This is a genomic window from Exiguobacterium sp. ZOR0005, assembly GCF_000798975.1.
Classification (GTDB): Bacteria; Bacillota; Bacilli; order Exiguobacteriales; family Exiguobacteriaceae; genus Exiguobacterium; species Exiguobacterium aurantiacum.
This window is the reverse complement of sequence record NZ_JTLB01000033.1, coordinates 1-18,115: the sequence shown is the minus strand read 5'-3', so window position 1 is coordinate 18,115 and position 18,115 is coordinate 1. Positions and strand designations below refer to the sequence as shown.

The window sequence follows — 18,115 nt, the reverse complement described above, 5'->3', positions numbered from 1 at the left end:
TCCACCGAGACTAAAATGTGAAATAATGAGGATGAAAACGTTTTCGTTTTCCATCCTCTTTCTTTTTGCCCGCTAAAGGCTATGCAACAGCGAAGAAAATTGATAGAGTGATATTGAAAACGAAATATTTCGCGATATTCTATACTTATGTTCGGGATTGGGGGATATTATGGAGAAAGTTACGTTAAAACGTACGCCTTTGTATGAATTGATTGCTCCGAAGGCGAAGATGGTGGAGTTTGCGGGGTTCGATATGCCGATCATGTTTTCTTCAATCAAGGAAGAGCATATGGCCGTGCGAGAAGATGTCGGCATGTTCGACGTGTCGCACATGGGGGAAATTCGAGTCGAAGGACCGGACGCTATGTCGAACGTCCAACGTCTCGTGACGAACGATGTATCGAAACTTCACATCGGTCAAGCGCAATACAACTTGTTCTGCCTGCCGGATGGGGGGGTCGTCGACGACTTGCTCGTCTATCGACTTGATGAGGACGCCTTCTGGCTCGTCGTCAACGCCTCGAATATTGAAAAAGACGTGGCGCACGTGAACGACTACGTTTCGGGCGACGTCGCGGTGACGGATGAGTCGGATGCGTATGGTCAAATCGCGATCCAAGGACCGAACGCCGAGGCGGTACTCGCCCGAATCACTGATTTGCCGTTGCATGAGATCAAGTTTTTCCGGTTTATGACGGGCGATGTGGCTGGTGTGACGACAATCGTCTCGAGAAGCGGTTATACAGGCGAAGACGGGTTCGAACTTTACGCCAAAGCGGAACAGATGCCACAGATTTGGTCAGCGCTCGAAGCGGAAGGGGTGACACCGTGTGGGCTCGGGGCCCGGGACACGTTACGGTTTGAGGCGTGTCTCCCGCTTTACGGTCATGAGCTTGATGAGACGGTCACTCCGTTTGAGGCGAACTTGAACTTCGCGGTCAAACTCGACACCGACTTCATCGGGAAAGAAGCGCTCGTTCAACAAAAAGAAGACATCCCGCATCGTCTCATCGGCTTGAAACTGCTCGGCCGTGGCATTGCGCGCCAAGGAGCGATTGTCGAGTTTGATGGGGAGCAAGTCGGGGTTGTGACGACGGGGACGATGCCGCCGACAGTGAATGAGTCGATCGCCTGGGCGCGCGTCGACCGCCGTTATATCGAACAGTCTAACTTTATCGTCGACGTTCGGGGCAAAAAAATAGAAGCCGAACGAGTACCGACACCGTTTTATAAACGTAAATGATACAGGGGGATTCAGAATGAACAGAATGGAATTTCGCTATTTACCGATGACGGAGCAAGACGAGCGTGACATGTTGCAAACGATCGGGGTCGAGTCGATCGAAGCGTTGCTCGAAGACATCCCGGCCTCGCTCCGTGAGACGGCGTCGCTTTCTGCGATCGGGGCACCACTACCGGAAGTCGACCTCGTCCGCCACATGTCGAAGCTTGCGGAAAAAAACGTGCACACGAAATCGCATCCGAGTTTTCTCGGCGCGGGCATGTACGACCACTTGTCACCGAGCGTCATGAATCACATGTTGCTCCGCTCTGAATTCTATACGGCGTATACGCCGTATCAGCCTGAAATCTCACAAGGGGAATTGCAGGCGATGTTCGAGTTCCAGACGATGATCTGCGAGTTGACGGGGATGGACGTCGCCAACTCGTCGATGTATGACGGCATCACGGCGCTTGCTGAGGCGACATATCTTGCGAGCGCCCATACGAAGAAGAAACGTGTCATCGTCTCAGGAGCCGTCCACCCAGAGGCGAAAGATGTCATCGAGACGTATGCCGGTGGCCCTGGACTGAACGTCGAGGTTACGCCGGTCGCCGCTGGGTTGACCGATGTGACGAACCTCGACTTGACCGACGCATCTTGTCTCGTCGTACAGTATCCGAACTTCTACGGTCGAATCGAGGACTTGGAGATGCTCGCGCAAGCGGCCCATGACGCCGGCGCCTTGTTCATCGTCTCGAGCAACCCGCTCGCTCTCGGTATTTTACAATCGCCTGGTTCGCTCGGGGCCGACATCACGGTCGGGGATGCTCAACCGTTCGGGATCCCGCAGAGCTTCGGGGGTCCTTCGTGTGGATACTTCGCCGTGAAGCAAGCGCTCATGCGCAAACTTCCAGGTCGTCTCGTCGGTCAGACGGTCGACGAAGACGGAAAGCGTGGCTTCGTCTTGACTCTTCAAGCCCGTGAACAACATATCCGTCGCGACAAGGCGACGTCGAATATTTGTTCGAACCAGGCGCTCAATGCGCTCGCCGCATCGATTACGATGTCCGCACTCGGGAAATACGGGATTCGCGACATGGCCGTTCGCAACATCCAGACGGCGCACTACATGAAGGAAGCGCTCAAGGCGGCCGGCTATACGATTGTCGATGAAGGGCCGATGTTCAACGAGTTCGTCGTCGATTTCAACGTCGATGCGGACGAAGTATCGCGGCACTTGTTACACAATGGAATCATCGGCGGCTTGCCGCTCGGGACGTATGAACCAGCTCGACGCACGCACATGCTCATCTGTGCGACCGAGCTTCGAACGAAAGAAGAGATCGATCGCTTTATCGAAGTCGTTGGGGGGATGAACTGATGCAACACGAACAAACGCTCATTTTCGAAGTGTCACGCGCCGGTCGCACTGGCTACAACTTACCGACGCCGACCGTGCCCGAAATCGACATCGAGACGCTCTTGCCGGCCTCGATGATTCGCCAAGAGGCGGCCGAACTGCCAGAAGTGTCTGAACTTGATGTCGTCCGTCATTACACGTCACTGTCGACGCGTAACCACGGCGTCGATTCCGGTTTCTATCCGCTCGGGTCTTGTACGATGAAGTATAACCCGAAAGTGAATGAAGACATGGCACGTCTACCTGGATTTGCCCACATTCATCCGCTTCAACCGCTCGAGTCGGTACAAGGGGCGCTCGAGATGATGGTCGACCTGCAAGAACAACTCGCGGAGATCACCGGAATGGATGAAGTGACGCTCCAACCGGCAGCCGGGGCCCACGGGGAATGGACTGGGCTCATGTTGATCAAAGCGTTCCACCATCATAACGGAGACACGAATCGGACGAAAGTGCTCGTGCCGGATTCGGCGCACGGGACGAACCCGGCCTCGGCCGTTGTTGCCGGTTTCGAGACGGTGACCGTCAAATCCGATGAGCGGGGACTCGTCGACCTCGCCGATTTGAAAGCGAAAGTCGGGGAGGATACGGCAGCGCTCATGCTCACGAACCCGAACACGCTCGGGTTGTTCGAAGCGGACATTCTTGAAATCGCCAAAGTCGTCCATGAAGCGGGCGGCAAGCTTTATTACGACGGGGCCAACTCGAACGCGATTTTAGGCATCGCGCGCCCGGGGGACATGGGCTTTGACGTCGTCCACTTGAATTTGCATAAGACGTTCACAGGACCGCATGGCGGCGGTGGGCCCGGTTCAGGTCCCGTCGGTGTCAAACGTGACTTGATTCCATACTTGCCGACGCCGATTGTGACAAAAGCGGATGCGGGTTACACGCTCGACTATGACCGTCCGCAGTCGATCGGCCGCATCAAGCCGTTTTACGGCAACTTCGGGATCAATGTCCGTGCTTACAGCTACATCAAGACGATGGGGGCAGAAGGATTGACGCGCGTGTCGCGTGAAGCGGTGCTCAATGCCAACTATATGTTTGCCCGTCTGAAAGACGCGTTTGACGTGCCGTATGACACGTACTGTAAACATGAGTTCGTCTTGTCCGGCAAACGCCAAAAAGCGCTCGGTGTGCGGACGCTCGATATCGCCAAACGACTACTCGATTTCGGCTATCATCCACCGACGATCTACTTCCCGCTCAACGTCGAGGAGTGCATCATGGTCGAGCCGACCGAGACGGAATCAAAAGAGACGCTCGATGCGTTCTGCGATGCGATGCTCCAAATTGTGAAAGAAGCAGAAGAGAATCCAGAGATTGTGCAGACGGCGCCTCATACGACGGTCGTCAAGCGACTCGATGAGACGCTCGCTGCCCGGAAACCGGTCTTGAAATACGATCGGCGCCAACCGTCTTCTATCAATTGAACGAAACCCACTCGTCGTGAACGAGTGGGTTTTTGTGTCGCCTACCATCCGGGTGACAGACAGTCACAAAAAATCGAACGAAAGGTTGGTGCCGCCGTTGATCGCCAACTCGTCTTGAGCCTAAATGAAAACAAGCGTCGCGCCAACAGAAGTTGGGGCAACGCTTGTTTCTCGGGTCAGCCTTTTTTGACTTTCCCTTTCCATTGTTTGAATCCGCCCTCGAGCATGTAAATGTCGGTGAATCCGTTTTTCATGAGCAGTTTGGCTGCTTGGTTCGAACGGGATTTACCTTGGCAGTACATGAGGATCGGTTGATCTTTCCGGAGCTCTTTCATGCGGAGCTTCATTTGGCCGACCGGGATGTTTCGCGCACCGGTGATATGGCCGCCTTTATACTCGTTCGGTTCGCGGACGTCGATGAGTTGGCCTTTTCGGAGTGAGGCGCGGAATTCTTCTTGCTTCATTTTTTTCAAACCGCGCGCCGGCATAAAACGCCAGACGATGTATGCGATGAGTGCACCCCAAAGGATGATGACGAGGATTGTTTCAATTCCCATTACTGTTCTTCCTTTCTCTACTTGAAGTTACCATCCTCCATTATAAAGAATATAAGGTCGTGAGACAACGACTGACTCATTGATTTCCTGCTGTGACTTTCGGTTTCCTGTCGGTTACGCTAAAATGGAGGTTGGATAACGGAACTGAAGGGGAGGCCACGCCCATGCCGACACCGAGTATGGAAGATTACTTAGAACGTATATATTTATTAATGACGGAGAAAGGGTATGCCCGAGTATCCGATATTGCTGAACATTTAGGGGTGCATCCTTCCTCAGTCACGAAAATGGTACAAAAACTCGACCGTGAAGAGTATTTGGTGTATGAAAAATATCGAGGTCTCATGCTGACGGGTAAAGGGCAAAAGATCGGAAAACGACTTGTCGAGCGGCATGCGATGCTCGAATCGTTTCTGCGACTCATCGGGGTGGATGAGGCCGATGTGTATGAGGATGTCGAGGGAATCGAACACCATTTGAGCTCAAACACGCTCGACTGTATGACCCGTTTCGTAGAGTTTTTTGAAGACAAGCCCGAGTTGATGGAACAGTTCCACCAGTTTCAACAATTGAAGCGGACGCAAGACGAATAATGAACGGGTGGCACCTAATGACGTAGAGGGTGCCGCTTTTTTTGTCGAAAAAACTTCTAAAACCGAACGATTTTGATGGTATTGTGAAAGATATGTGGTTTTTAACTGGATGTGTGATAGAATGGGAGCTGGATAGAACATGGAGGGGGTGACGGCGTACAATCGCCGGAAACATGGACATACACATTAAAGGAAAATTATTTGATGAAGCTCAAATTAAACAACGAGTGAAAGAACTCGCTGAACAAATTGAACGAGATGCGGCCGGGACGCCAATCGTCCTTGTCGCCGTATTGAAAGGGTCGATGGTGTTCGCGGCGGATCTCATGCGGCAAATGACAGGCAGTGTTCAGCTCGACACTGTCGCCGCCTCGTCTTATGGAAAGAAATCGGTCTCGAGCGGGAACGTCCAACTTCGGAAAGACCTTGACCTCGATGTCGAAGGAAAGTATGTCGTCATCATCGAAGACATTATCGACACGGGTCAAACGCTCAAATTCTTATGTCAGCACATGACGTTACATCAGCCGGGGGAGTTGAAGATTTGTACGCTGCTCGATAAACCGGCCCGTCGCCTTGTGACGCTTGACGCCGATTACGTCGGTTTTGAGATCCCTGATGAGTTCGTGATCGGTTACGGGATCGACTACGCCGAACAGTATCGAAACTTGCCATATATCGGATTTGTCGAGACCGATTGAACGGAAAAAGAGGATGACACGCACCTGTGTCATCCTCTTTTTGTTACATATTCGCCTTCTTTTTCTTCTTGCCTTTTTTTCCTTCGATGACGGTGAGACGAGGTCCGTCCGTCCGGTTCAATGAAGAACGTTTCGAAAGTTTCGTCACGTTCGACCCTGGTTTCGCCTTCGCTTTTTTCTTCGTTGCCGCCGACGGCTTCACTTGGGGAGCGTTCGGCCGTTGCATCCGCTTTTTCGAAGCTTGGGCCGTCTTTCGATAGCGCATATCTTCAGCCGAGATTTTAGGCGCCATGAATACTTTATAGATCACATAAAAGATTAACCCGAAAATACCGATGAAAAGTAACTGTCTGAACAACCGACCCGGTTCGGTCGCAAGCATGTGACCGACCCCGATGAACCCTAAGATGAACACGATAATCGCTGCGGTCGAACCGATTCTTTGTCTAATCATGGCGTTTCCTCCTCTTTAACCCTCTCTTGTGACGGCCGGTTGTATAGTCTCGGCACGTTCCCACGTCTCGAACGCTTCGATGGCGACACGGATCTGCTCGTCGTTCGGCTCACGCGTCGTCAAAAGTTGAAGCGAGAGTCCAGGTTTGCCGAGGACAGATAAATAACGATGGTCGCGGAAGCGATTCGTGAATTGCAACACTTCGAACGAGATGCCGATCACAACCGGTAGCAATGCGATGCGGCTGACGAGTCGGACCCATAACGGGTCGATCGGGACGATCATGTACACGCCGATGCCGACGAATACGGTGAACAAGATGAAGCTCGACCCGCAACGGTAGTGCAACCGCGAGCTGGTCCGAACGTTCTCGACCGTGACCGGTCGACCGGACTCGTAACAGTTGATCACTTTATGCTCGGCGCCATGGTATTGGAACACCCGTTTGATTAACGGTGTCAACGAAATCAAATACAAATAGCTGAGCAGCAATACTAATTTTATTCCCCCTTCAAGGAGGTTTTGAATCACGTGTCCGGATAATGCCGGCACGTTTTGAAACATGGCGGCCAAAAGTGCCGGGGTGACGTTGAAGATCAGCTTGCCGAACACGTAGGAGATGACGCCGACGATAGCGATCATGAGCACCATGAAAATATTTTGTTTTTGCTCCGGTTTCTCGACCTCATCTTCACTCGGGTCGACATCATACCGGTCGCTCGCGAACGTCATATGGGCCGAACCGTTCTTTAACGATTCGTACAGTGCGACGATTCCGCGCAGGAACGGGACTCTCTTAAGGGATTGGACCCACGGGACGAGGATGCGAGGTTGGTTGAACGTTTCAATCGACCCGTCTTTGCGTCGAATCGCCGATGCGCTTTCGGTCCGCCCTTGAAACATCACACCTTCGACGAGCGCCTGCCCGCCGACAGGGATGGATGGTTTAGTTGTCATACGTTTTCCTCGATTCTACCAGTAGTATAGTTGAATTATACCGTGATTCGGCATAAAAACGAAACCTCAGGCGACACGATTCACGCTCTCCGCATAAATTTGTTACAATAGAAGCGACTTGACGAAGGGGGAATGAAGGTTGCGTATTCTTGTGTTGAACGGACCGAATTTGAATTTGCTCGGATTACGGGAACCGGACGTATATGGGGACGTGTCGTTAAAAGGACTCGCGAGCGCTTTATTGCTCGCGGCACCGCAAGAAGTTGAGCTCACGTTCATCCAATCCAATCACGAAGGTGAGTTGATTGATGCGTTGCACGATGCGTTCGATTACGAAGGCGTCATTTTCAATGCCGGTGCCTACACGCACACGTCGATCGCGCTTCGTGACGCGATCGCGGCCATCACCGCCCCTGTCGTCGAAGTACATATCTCGAACGTGCATGCGCGTGAGCCGTTCCGTCATGAATCGAAGCTTGCCGGCGTCTGTCTCGGCGTCATCAGCGGGTTCGGCTTGACGAGTTATACGCTCGCGCTCCATGCACTGATCGAACACTGGAGGAATCGACATGATTGAACGCGTCAGTAAGTTACAACGTGCATTGGCAGCTAACGGGATCGACGGACTTCTCGTGACGAAACGGGAGAATATCCGCTATTTATCTGGCTTTACTGGATCGAGTGGCGTCGTGCTCATCACGGCCGAGAAAGCGAGTTTCATTACCGATTTCCGCTACACGGAGCAAGCTGCAAGCCAAGTGAAAGGCTATGACATCGTCGAGCTCGACACGTCGCTCGTCAAATCGGTGAGTGACATCGTGACGCGTGAAGCGGTGAAACGCCTAGGAATCGAGCAAGATGACATGACTGTCGGTCTTTATCGCACGTATGAAAAAGAAGTGTCGGCTGAACTCGTCGAGACGTCGGGAATCGTTGAAAAGCTACGCTTGATTAAGGATGAGGCAGAGCTTAAGATAATGAAGGAAGCTGCGGCGATTGCCGATGCGGCTTTCGAACATATCCAAACGTTCATCCGTCCGGGTCGTACCGAGAAAGAAGTCGCGAACGAACTCGAGATGTTCATGCGCGGTCAAGGGGCGGATTCGTCTTCGTTCGATATGATCGTTGCCTCGGGATGGCGTTCGGCGCTCCCGCACGGTGTGGCGAGCGACAAAGTGATCGAAGCAGGGGAGCTTGTGACGCTCGACTTCGGGGCATACTACAAAGGGTACTGCTCAGATATTACGCGCACGCTCGCGATCGGAACGATTTCCGATGAGCTACGCAACATTTACGACACGGTACTTCGGGCCCAACTCGCAGGTGTGGCGGGCACGAGAGCCGGCATTTCAGGGATCGAGGCGGACGCGTTGACGCGTGACGTCATCAAAGAAGCCGGATTCGGTGAATACTTCGGACACTCGACTGGTCACGGCCTCGGTATGGAAGTCCATGAGGCACCGGGCCTGTCGTTCCGCTCAGAGACGATTTTGGAACCGGGGATGGTCGTCACGATCGAGCCGGGCATTTACATCGCTGGCGTCGGTGGTTGCCGCATCGAGGACGATGTCGTGATCACGGAAGAAGGATGTGTTCGTCTCACGCAATCGCCAAAAGAGTTAATCACGATCGAGGCGTAAGCCTCGTCTGAAATTAGGAGGAAATCAATATGGTATCAGTTAACGATTTGAAAACAGGCTTAACGGTCAAAACGTCAGACGGTTCAATTTGGCAAGTCATCGAGTTCCAGCACGTCAAGCCAGGTAAAGGGGCCGCTTTCGTCCGGACGAAGATGCGTAACTTGCGCACAGGCGCCATCCAAGAGACGACGTTCCGCGGCGGCGAGCGCATCGAACGGGCCCACATCGAACGCAAACGTATGCAATATCTCTATCCGATGGGGGACACGTACGTGTTCATGGACAACGAATCGTACGAGCAACTCGAATTGACGAGCGAACAAGTAAAAGCGGCACTCCCTTACATGCTTGAAAACATGGAAGTGAGCATCGCGGACTACAACGGCGAGATTCTCGGGATCGAACTTCCGACGACGGTCGTCTTGACGATCGTCGAGGCCGATCCGGGCGTTAAAGGCGATACGGCTTCGAACGTGAAAAAGAACGCGACGGTCGAAACCGGCCACATCATCCAAGTGCCGCTCTTCATCGAGCCGGGTGAAAAAGTCACGGTCGACACACGGACTGGTGAGTTCACGGGCCGTTATAACGGGTAATATCAAGAGTGTCCATTCTTCGGAATGGGCACTCTTTTTTGTCGTTGCATTCACTGGTCTGACCAGTTATAGTAGAGTAGAGTTTAGTACCAGGTATAAACAGGGGGTATATTCATGCAAATCGATCATATTAAAGAGCTGATGGAATTGCTCGACCAGACATCAATCCACGAGATGGAGCTTGAGACGTCTGAGTTCAAGTTATCATTGAAAAAAGAAGCGGCCCCGCAAATCGTCACACAAGCCGCGCAAGCAGTCCCGGTCACTCCGGTTGCCGCACCTGTCGTAACAAACGATGTGGAAGAAGTGGCTGAACCCGTTGCAGCACCAGCATATAAAACAATCACGTCACCGATGGTCGGGACGTTTTACTCACGTCCCGCGCCTGACAAAGAAGCGTTCGTCAAAGTCGGGGATCGGGTCGAGGCCGGTCAAGTCGTCTGTATATTAGAGGCGATGAAACTGTTCAACGACGTCGAAACGGAAATCGGCGGCGAAATCGTCGAGATGCTCGTGGCCGATGGTGACTTGGTCGAATATGGGCAAGCGCTCTTCAGCGTGAAGTGAGGTCGGCATGAAACTATTAATAGCAAACCGCGGGGAAATCGCGGTGCGGATCATCCGTGCGGCAAAAGAACTGAACATCCCGACCGTCGCCGTCTTCTCTGAGGCTGACCGGGAGGCACTCCATGTCAAGCTAGCCGATGAGGCGTACTGCATCGGGCCGAACCCGTCCAAAGACTCTTATTTGAACATCCCGAATATCTTGTCGGTCGCGTGCGCGGTCGATGCGACGATGATTCATCCGGGATATGGTTTTTTGGCCGAAAACGCCGAGTTCGCCGAGATGAGTGAGGCGTGCGGCATCCAGTTCGTCGGACCGAGCAGTTATGCGATTCGAAAAATGGGCATTAAAGATGAGGCGAAGCGGACGATGATCGAGTCAGGTGTACCGGTCGTCCCGGGATCGAGCGGCGTCGTCACAGATGGCGAGGCGATCGAGCTCGCCCGTGAGATCGGCTACCCGGTCATCATCAAAGCGACGGCCGGTGGTGGCGGACGCGGCATCCGCGTCGCTTTCGATGAGGAAGAGCTCATCAAAGGACTCAGTGCCACGCGTAAAGAGGCGAAGCAGGCGTTCGGGAACGGGGACGTCTATTTAGAGAAATATATCGAGTCGTTCCGACACGTCGAAGTGCAAGTGCTCGCTGACCAATACGGCAACGTCATCCATCTCGGGGAACGCGACTGCACGATCCAGCGTCGGATGCAGAAACTCGTCGAAGAAGCGCCGTCACCGGCGATCGATGAGACGACTCGCCGGGCGATGGGGGATGCGGCCGTGAAAGCGGCGAAAGCGATCCAATACTCCGGCGCCGGGACGATCGAGTTCATCTACGTCCCTGAAGTGAATGAATTTTATTTCATGGAGATGAACACGCGCATCCAAGTCGAACATCCGGTCACCGAGATGATCACCGGATTCGACCTTGTCCAAGCCCAGCTTGAGGTCGCGCTCGGTCACCCGCTCGCCATCTCGCAAGAGGATATCGTTTTCTCGGGCCACTCGATCGAATGTCGCATCAATGCCGAAGACCCGTTCGCGGACTTCCGTCCGATGGCGGGAAAAATCGACCAGTACATCGTTCCTGGCGGGATGGGCGTGCGCGTCGACAGCGGGCTCTATGCCGGCGCGGTCATCCCGCCGTTCTATGATTCGATGGTCGCGAAGCTGATCGTCCACGCCCCGACGCGGGAAGAGGCGATCGCGAAAATGCTCCGCGCCCTCGACGAATTCACGGTATCGGGCATCCATACGACGATCCCGTTCCATCAACAAGTGATGACACACGAGCGCTTCCGGACAGGCACGTTCGACACGAAATTTGTCGAAAAAGAAATGACGCTCTCCAAATGACGACGACCAGGAAGCCCGAACATTATTTCGGGTTTCCTGGTTTTTTGTACTGAATTTATGAGTGCTTTGTGCTAAACTATCTCAATGAAAGCAAGCAAAAGGAGAGTATCTGAATGAAACGTCATGAAGCACGCGAAAAAGCGATTCAAACGCTTTTTCAAATCGAAGTATCAAACCTTGAGGTAGAGGACGCGATCGAGTTCGCGCTCGACGGGACAGAGTCTGACCCGTTCTATGAACAACTCGTCACGGAGACGCTCGAGCATAAAGAAGAGATCGACGCATTGCTCGTCGAGAACTTGAAGAACTGGCGCCTCGATCGACTCGGCAACGTCGAACGGACGATCCTCCGTATGGCGACGTATGAGTTGCTATACGTCGAAACGATTCCGGAGAGCGTCACGATCAACGAAGCGGTCGAACTTGCGAAGTCATTCGCTGACGAAGAAGCGGCGAAGCTCGTCAATGGCGTGCTCGGCAACATTATTAAAGCGTAAACAAACAGAGAGAAGACACCACACCAACTACAGAGAAACCTAACATAACGGGGGATGAGAGAGATGGCAGTAGTGATCGACGGGAAACAAATCGCAACATCGTATCGGGAGACGTTGAAAGAGCGGGTAGCAGCACTTCGGAACAAAGGAATTGTCCCGAAACTGAAAGTCGTGTTAATCGGGGACGACCCGGCCAGCCATAGTTATGTCCGTGGCAAAGAACGGGCGGCAGCTGAAATTGGTATCGATTCTCAAGTGCTTCGATTCGACGAGACGATCTCGGAGCAGGAAATCCTCACCTTGATCGATTCGATGAATGAAGACGACGACTTGCACGGGATTCTCGTGCAGCTGCCACTACCGAAACATATCGATGAGAACCGCGTGATCATGCGCATCTCTCCTGAGAAAGACGTCGACGGGTTCCACCCCGAGAACGTCGGGAAAATGATGCTCGGCCTCGAGACGTTACTGCCTTGCACACCGCACGGCATCCTTCACTTGGCGAAACTGCAGACGGACCTCGTCGGGAAACACGTCGTCGTCGTCGGCCGGAGCCAAATCGTCGGCAAACCGGTCGGGATGCTGTTTTTGAACGAGTCTGCGACCGTCACGTATTGCCACTCGAAGACGGTCGACCTCGGGGCGATGACACGCCAAGCCGATATTTTGATCGTCGCCGTCGGTCGGGCCGGTCTCGTGACGAAAGACATGGTCAAACCGGGCGCCATCGTCATCGATGTTGGGGTCAATCGCGTCGACAACCGTCTCGTCGGAGATGTGGATTATGAACAAGTTAAAGACGTAGCGGGTGCCATCACGCCGGTCCCTGGCGGTGTCGGTCCGATGACGATCACGATGCTCATGCACAATACGGTCGAGGTCGCGTCGCGTGGCTAATCCGCTACCGGTATCTGAAGTCGTCCGTTATGTGAAACGTCAACTCGACGGCGATCCGGTATTGCAACAAGTCGCTGTCATCGGCGAAATTTCGAACTTCAAACGCTACGCTTCCGGGCACTGTTATTTCACGCTCAAGGATGAGTCGTCACGCATGAAGGCGATCATGTTCGCCCGAGATGCGAGAACGTTGACGTTCGACCCGACCGACGGGATGAGCGTCATCGTCGTCGCCCGGGTGACGATGTATGAGTCGACCGGGGACGTACAGCTGTACGTCGAGTTGATGCGTCAAGAAGGCGTCGGTCTCTTGTATGAACGCTATGAGGCCCGCAAACGTGAACTCGAGGCGAAAGGATGGTTCAGTAAGGAGCGGAAACGACCGCTTCCGGCTTTTCCTGAGCGAATCGGGATCGTCACCTCGCCAAAAGGGGCGGCCCTCCATGATATCGCGACGACGCTCAGACGACGTGCCCCGCATGTCGCGATCACGTTTGCCCCGGTCGCCGTTCAGGGAGACGCCTCGGCCATGCAAGTGGCGAACGCGATCCGGTGGATGAATGAGCGGACGGACTGTGACGTGTTGATCGTTGGCCGCGGGGGCGGCTCGATTGAAGAGCTATGGGCGTTCAATGAGGACGCGGTCGTTGAAGCGATATATGATTCGACGATTCCCGTCATCTCAGCCGTCGGGCATGAGACCGACTTCACGCTGTCAGACTTTGTCGCCGACGTCAGGGCGGCGACCCCGACAGCGGCAGCGGAGCTCGCGACGGCAACGATCGAGGCGCAACGAAAAGATGTGGAGCGATTGAGCACGGCGCTCACGCGTGTCGTGACGATGCAAATGACATCGCTAAAGGAACGGGTCGAACGGATGAAAAACAGCTACGGCTTGAAATCGCCTCGCTACACGATCATGCAAAAACGCGAGCGGTTCGCCCAAGCCGAGATTCGGCTCGAACAAGGTGTCGTCAAACAAGTGACGAGCGTCAGGCATCGCCTTGGCTCCTCGACAAATCGTCTTGACGTCAAGAACTTGCTGCGAGTGTTCCGAACGCATGAGGACCGATTCCGACAGTATGAAGGCCGGTTCGACCGCATCAAGCCGCTTGAGAGACCGACCGACCAGTTCGCCCGCATCGCGGGTCGACTGCAAGCTGTCAGTCCGCTCGCCGTCCTCGCAAGAGGGTATACGTTCATCGAGCAAGACGGCACGTATGTGAAAGATGTCAAACAACTACATGACGGCTTGGTGACGATCCGGTTTCGAGATGGTCACGCCGTCGCGGAAGTGAAGGAGAGACATGATGGCGAAGAAACAAGAACAACAGACGTTTGAGGCGGCACTCGCCCGTCTCGAAGAGATCGTCGCCCAACTCGAGGCGGGAGATGTCGCGCTCGAAGAGGCGATGACGCTCTATGAGGAAGGGGTCCGATTGTCGGCTCTATGCCAAGCGAAGCTCGCTGCGGCCGAGAAAAAAATGGATGAGATTCTTGAACTTGATGGGACGCTTCGAGATAAAGGAGGCGCGTCATGACACGACAAGCCTCCCTCACGCATTGGAAGCAAGAAGTCGAACGAGCGCTCGCTGCGTTCAACGAGCGTTCAGCGATGCCTGAGCGTCTCCATGACGCGATGACATATTCACTCGAGGCGGGTGGAAAACGGATTCGCCCGGCGCTCGTCTACGCCGTGCTCGAGACGTACGGCCGACCGCTCGCGCTCGGTCACGAAGTGGCGGCATCACTCGAGATGGTCCATACATATTCACTCATTCATGACGATTTGCCGGCGATGGATGACGACGACGTCCGGCGCGGACGTCCGACGAACCATCGCCAGTTTGATGAGGCGACGGCGATTCTCGCTGGTGACGCCTTATTGACCGATGCGTTCGCAATCCTCGCTCGGACCAACGCTTCTCCGGACAAGGTCGTCGCTTTGATCGCCTCGTTCAGTCGGGCGGCCGGGAGCCGTGGCATGGTAGGCGGTCAGCTTGACGACATGCTCGCCGAAAAACAGAGCGGGGTCCTGCTCGAGACACTCCAATCGATTCACGAGCGAAAGACGGGTGCCCTTCTCGTCTATGCACTCGAGGCAGGTGCCATCCTCGCCGATACGTCCCGGTCGGACCGGGAAGCGCTCCAAGCGTTCGGACGTCACCTCGGTATCGCGTTCCAAATTCAAGACGATATTTTAGACGTCGAAGGGGATGAGGCGCTCATCGGCAAGCGGGTCGGCTCAGACGAACAAAATGACAAGACGACATATCCGAAGCTTCTCGGTTTGGACGGGGCCAAAGCGGCGCTAGAACGTGAAGTGACGATGGCGGAAGCTGAACTTGCCTCTTTGTCAGTCGAGGCACCGTTATTACGGGCGCTCCTTGCCTTCGTCGTCGGACGCAATCACTGACAGTGGTGACACGATAACACATCGTGTCACCTTTGTTTTTGTGAATGTATGGCATCCTTGGACACATTCTTGTAAAATGTAAGGTACGAATCAGTAATAAGATAGGAGAAAGGATGGTCATCATGGACTTGACATCCATTCAAGACCCGTCATTCCTGAAACGAATGTCGGTAACGGAGATGGAGGCGCTCAGCGCCGACATCCGCCGGTTCTTGATTGAAAAATTGGCAGAAACGGGAGGGCATTTGGCGCCGAACCTCGGTGTCGTCGAGTTGACGCTCGCCCTGCACCGTGTATTCGACAGTCCGAACGACCAGCTCGTATGGGACGTAGGGCACCAAGCGTACGTCCACAAAATTTTGACAGGGCGGACGAAGCAGTTCGACACGCTCCGTCAATACAACGGTTTATGCGGCTTTCCGAAGCGTTGTGAGAGCGACCATGACGTCTGGGAGACAGGGCACAGCTCGACATCGCTCTCGGCGGCGATGGGAATCGCCATCGCCAACGAACTGAAAGGGTCAGAAGACCGTGCAATCGCCATCATCGGGGACGGGGCCCTTACCGGCGGAATGGCGCTTGAGGCGCTCAACCATATCGGTGCCGAAAAGCAAAACGTGATCGTTATCTTGAACGACAACGAGATGTCGATCGCCCCGAACGTCGGCGCGATGCACAATATGCTCGGCCGGATGCGCGCGTCCCGCAAGCTGAAACATGCCCGCGAGGAAATCGAGTCGCTCATCAAGCACATCCCGATCGTCGGAGGACCGCTCGAACGAAGCGGGGAGCGCGTCAAAGACATGCTCAAATCGGCGCTCATCCCAGGAACGTTTTTTGAAGAACTCGGTTTCACGTACTTCGGACCGACGGACGGCCACGATTTGAAAGACCTTCTCGAGACGCTCGAGTATGCGAAGAAAATCGACGGACCGGTACTCGTCCACGTCATCACGAAAAAAGGCAAAGGATACCGTCCGGCCGAACTTGATGGTGTCGGTACGTGGCACGGTCTAGGGCCTTACAAGATCGAATCAGGGGAAGTCATCAAAGGCAAAGTGAAAGGTCCGAGCTATTCGAAAGTCGTCGCCGAGACGATCACGAAAGTGGCCGAGTCGGACGAGCGTGTGACACTTATCACGCCAGCGATGAGTGTCGGCTCGAAACTCGACTGCTTCAACGCCAAGTTCCCAGAACGCATGTTTGACGTCGGCATCGCCGAACAGCACGCGGTGACACTCGCAGGCGGTCAGGCGACGCAAGGGCTGAAGCCGGTCGTATCGATTTATTCGACGTTCTTCCAACGCGCCTACGACCAACTCGTCCACGACATTTGCCGTCAAAACTTGAACGTCGTCTTCACGATTGACCGGTCCGGACTCGTCGGTGCGGACGGAGAGACGCACCAAGGCGTGTTCGATATCGCCTTCATGCGCCACGTGCCGAACATCCGGATCTTGATGGCGAAAGATGAAGCCGAACTGCAAGGTCTCGTCTATTCGGCGCTCCGTTACGACGAAGGCCCGATCGCGATCCGCTTCCCAAGAGGAGAAGGAATCGGTGTCCCGATGAGCGACACGCTTCAAGAACTCCCTTTAGACGTATGGGAAGTCGAGGCAGAAGGGACGGACGTCGCCATTTTGACGTTCGGTCCTCAAGTGCAAGACGCGCTTGAAGTTCGGTCGCTGTTAGAAGGACAATTGAGTGTCCGTGTCATCAACTGTCGGACGATCAAACCGCTCGACGACATCATGCTCACTTCGCTCTACGAAGAAGGCATCCCGCTCGTGACACTCGAAGAGGCGGTGCTCGCCGGTGGATTCGGCAGCAGCGTCCTCGAACACGCCAGCGATGCGAGACAGTTCCCGCGTGTACTGCGACTCGGCATCCCGGATCGTTACATCGAGCACGGCGGCGTCAACCAACTGCTTGAAGAGATTGGGCTCAGACCGTCACAAATCGCCGAATCGGTACAACAATTCGTCCAAGTGACAAATCGACAGAATGTGTGAGGAACTATGGAAAAACGAAAGAAAACTAGATTAGACGTATTGCTCGTCGACCGCGGATTAGCGGAAACGAGAGAAAAAGCGAAACGGGCCGTCATGGCCGGTCTCGTCTTTAGTGGGACGGAACGGCTCGATAAGGCGGGCGATAAAGTGTTCGATGACATCCCGCTCGAAGTGAAAGGTCAAGTCATCCCTTACGTCGGTCGGGGCGGGCTCAAGCTTGAAAAAGCGCTCGCCGTGTTCCCGCTCGATGTGAACGAGAAAGTCGGGATTGACATCGGATCCTCGACCGGCGGCTTCACCGACTGTGCCCTTCAAAATGGCGCGCGCCAGATGTATGCGGTCGATGTCGGCTATAATCAACTCGCTTGGAAACTCCGTAGCGACGAACGCGTCGTCGTCATGGAACGGATGAATTTCCGTCATGCGACGCCTGACCAATTCGAGGTCGCGCCCGATTTCGCGACGATTGACGTCTCGTTCATCTCGCTGCGGTTGATGATTCCGCCGCTCAAGCATATCTTGAAACCTGATGGCGTCGTCATGGCCCTCGTCAAGCCACAGTTCGAGGCCGGTAAAGCCGACGTCGGTAAAAAAGGCATCGTCCGCGACCGGGCCGTCCACGAACGGGTCGCCGCTGACATGGTCCGTTATTTTGCCTCCGAAGGGTTTCACGTCGAAGGGCTCGATTTCTCGCCAATCACCGGCGGCGACGGAAACATCGAATTTCTGTTGTTCGCCCGTTTCACCGGTGTCGGTGGGGTCGACCCGGCGCTCGACGTGTCCGCGGTCATCG

20 protein-coding genes are annotated in these 18,115 nt (G+C 54.4%); 17 read left to right on the top strand and 3 right to left on the bottom strand.

Annotated features, from left to right (window positions below; translation table 11 throughout):
- Nucleotides 1-169: 169 nt before the first annotated feature.
- From gcvT to gcvPB, 3 genes are read left to right on the top strand one after another with little or no spacing between them, the layout of a single operon-like run.
- Nucleotides 170-1,243 (top strand): glycine cleavage system aminomethyltransferase GcvT, encoded by a 1,074-nt coding sequence (gcvT, locus tag L971_RS13620; protein WP_024371504.1) that lies wholly within the window; start codon nt 170-172, stop codon nt 1,241-1,243.
- Nucleotides 1,244-1,268: 25 nt separating this feature from the next.
- On the top strand, nt 1,269-2,606 hold the full coding sequence (gene gcvPA, locus L971_RS13615; protein ID WP_047376330.1) for an aminomethyl-transferring glycine dehydrogenase subunit GcvPA: 1,338 nt from the start codon (nt 1,269-1,271) through the stop codon (nt 2,604-2,606).
- The gene (gene gcvPB / locus L971_RS13610) at nt 2,606-4,081 is read left to right on the top strand and encodes an aminomethyl-transferring glycine dehydrogenase subunit GcvPB (protein WP_029334788.1); all 1,476 of its coding nucleotides are present in this window, start codon (nt 2,606-2,608) and stop codon (nt 4,079-4,081) included. Before gcvPA ends, gcvPB begins: the two co-directional genes overlap by 1 nt.
- 176 nt (nt 4,082-4,257) lie before the next feature.
- Here the strand turns inward: gcvPB and L971_RS13605 are convergent, their stop codons facing one another.
- Nucleotides 4,258-4,638 (bottom strand): rhodanese-like domain-containing protein, encoded by a 381-nt coding sequence (locus tag L971_RS13605; protein ID WP_029334789.1) that lies wholly within the window; start codon nt 4,636-4,638, stop codon nt 4,258-4,260.
- Nucleotides 4,639-4,802: 164 nt separating this feature from the next.
- Between L971_RS13605 and mntR the strand changes: the two genes are divergently transcribed.
- Complete coding sequence (mntR, locus tag L971_RS13600) at nt 4,803-5,231, top strand: transcriptional regulator MntR (RefSeq protein ID WP_024371508.1); 429 nt, start codon at nt 4,803-4,805, stop codon at nt 5,229-5,231.
- A gap of 173 nt (nt 5,232-5,404) precedes the next feature.
- A complete protein-coding gene (hpt, locus tag L971_RS13595; protein WP_024371509.1) occupies nt 5,405-5,932 on the top strand; it encodes a hypoxanthine phosphoribosyltransferase in 528 nt (175 codons plus the stop codon).
- A 43-nt stretch (nt 5,933-5,975) separates the two neighbouring features.
- Here hpt and L971_RS13590 read toward each other — a convergent pair whose 3' ends face one another.
- Together L971_RS13590 and L971_RS13585 are read right to left on the bottom strand one after the other, a co-directional pair.
- Nucleotides 5,976-6,386 carry an SA1362 family protein gene (locus L971_RS13590; protein WP_024371510.1) on the bottom strand — a complete coding sequence of 137 codons (411 nt, stop codon included), beginning with the start codon at nt 6,384-6,386 and terminating at the stop codon, nt 5,976-5,978.
- 15 nt (nt 6,387-6,401) lie between these two features.
- Nucleotides 6,402-7,343 carry a DUF1385 domain-containing protein gene (locus L971_RS13585; protein ID WP_029334791.1) on the bottom strand — a complete coding sequence of 314 codons (942 nt, stop codon included), beginning with the start codon at nt 7,341-7,343 and terminating at the stop codon, nt 6,402-6,404.
- A gap of 139 nt (nt 7,344-7,482) precedes the next feature.
- On the opposite strand from L971_RS13585, the gene aroQ reads away from it, so the two are divergent.
- From aroQ to L971_RS13525, 12 genes are all read left to right on the top strand, one after another.
- Complete coding sequence (gene aroQ / locus L971_RS13580; RefSeq protein ID WP_047376328.1) at nt 7,483-7,920, top strand: type II 3-dehydroquinate dehydratase; 438 nt, start codon at nt 7,483-7,485, stop codon at nt 7,918-7,920.
- A complete protein-coding gene (locus tag L971_RS13575; RefSeq protein ID WP_047376329.1) occupies nt 7,916-8,983 on the top strand; it encodes a Xaa-Pro peptidase family protein in 1,068 nt (355 codons plus the stop codon). Before aroQ ends, L971_RS13575 begins: the two co-directional genes overlap by 5 nt.
- Nucleotides 8,984-9,012: 29 nt before the next feature.
- A complete protein-coding gene (gene efp / locus L971_RS13570; RefSeq protein WP_024371514.1) occupies nt 9,013-9,579 on the top strand; it encodes an elongation factor P in 567 nt (188 codons plus the stop codon).
- A 114-nt stretch (nt 9,580-9,693) separates the two neighbouring features.
- Nucleotides 9,694-10,146, top strand: coding sequence for an acetyl-CoA carboxylase biotin carboxyl carrier protein (accB, locus tag L971_RS13565; protein ID WP_024371515.1), 453 nt, complete (start codon nt 9,694-9,696; stop codon nt 10,144-10,146).
- Between the two features lie 7 nt (nt 10,147-10,153).
- Nucleotides 10,154-11,497 carry an acetyl-CoA carboxylase biotin carboxylase subunit gene (gene accC / locus L971_RS13560; RefSeq protein WP_024371516.1) on the top strand — a complete coding sequence of 448 codons (1,344 nt, stop codon included), beginning with the start codon at nt 10,154-10,156 and terminating at the stop codon, nt 11,495-11,497.
- Nucleotides 11,498-11,610: 113 nt separating this feature from the next.
- Nucleotides 11,611-11,994 carry a transcription antitermination factor NusB gene (nusB, locus tag L971_RS13555; RefSeq protein WP_024371517.1) on the top strand — a complete coding sequence of 128 codons (384 nt, stop codon included), beginning with the start codon at nt 11,611-11,613 and terminating at the stop codon, nt 11,992-11,994.
- 63 nt (nt 11,995-12,057) lie between these two features.
- The gene (locus L971_RS13550; protein WP_024371518.1) at nt 12,058-12,894 is read left to right on the top strand and encodes a bifunctional 5,10-methylenetetrahydrofolate dehydrogenase/5,10-methenyltetrahydrofolate cyclohydrolase; all 837 of its coding nucleotides are present in this window, start codon (nt 12,058-12,060) and stop codon (nt 12,892-12,894) included.
- Nucleotides 12,887-14,236: an exodeoxyribonuclease VII large subunit gene (gene xseA / locus L971_RS13545; protein WP_024371519.1), complete on the top strand. Its 1,350-nt coding sequence runs from the start codon at nt 12,887-12,889 to the stop codon at nt 14,234-14,236. The genes L971_RS13550 and xseA overlap by 8 nt, the downstream gene beginning before the upstream one ends.
- Complete coding sequence (xseB, locus tag L971_RS13540) at nt 14,202-14,435, top strand: exodeoxyribonuclease VII small subunit (protein WP_034799084.1); 234 nt, start codon at nt 14,202-14,204, stop codon at nt 14,433-14,435. The genes xseA and xseB overlap by 35 nt, the downstream gene beginning before the upstream one ends.
- Nucleotides 14,432-15,310, top strand: coding sequence for a polyprenyl synthetase family protein (locus L971_RS13535; protein ID WP_024371521.1), 879 nt, complete (start codon nt 14,432-14,434; stop codon nt 15,308-15,310). Before xseB ends, L971_RS13535 begins: the two co-directional genes overlap by 4 nt.
- Before the next feature lie 122 nt (nt 15,311-15,432).
- Nucleotides 15,433-17,322, top strand: coding sequence for a 1-deoxy-D-xylulose-5-phosphate synthase (gene dxs, locus L971_RS13530; RefSeq protein ID WP_024371522.1), 1,890 nt, complete (start codon nt 15,433-15,435; stop codon nt 17,320-17,322).
- Nucleotides 17,323-17,328: 6 nt separating this feature from the next.
- Nucleotides 17,329-18,115 (top strand): TlyA family RNA methyltransferase (locus L971_RS13525; RefSeq protein WP_047376327.1); only part of this gene is annotated, 787 nt, incomplete at its 3' end.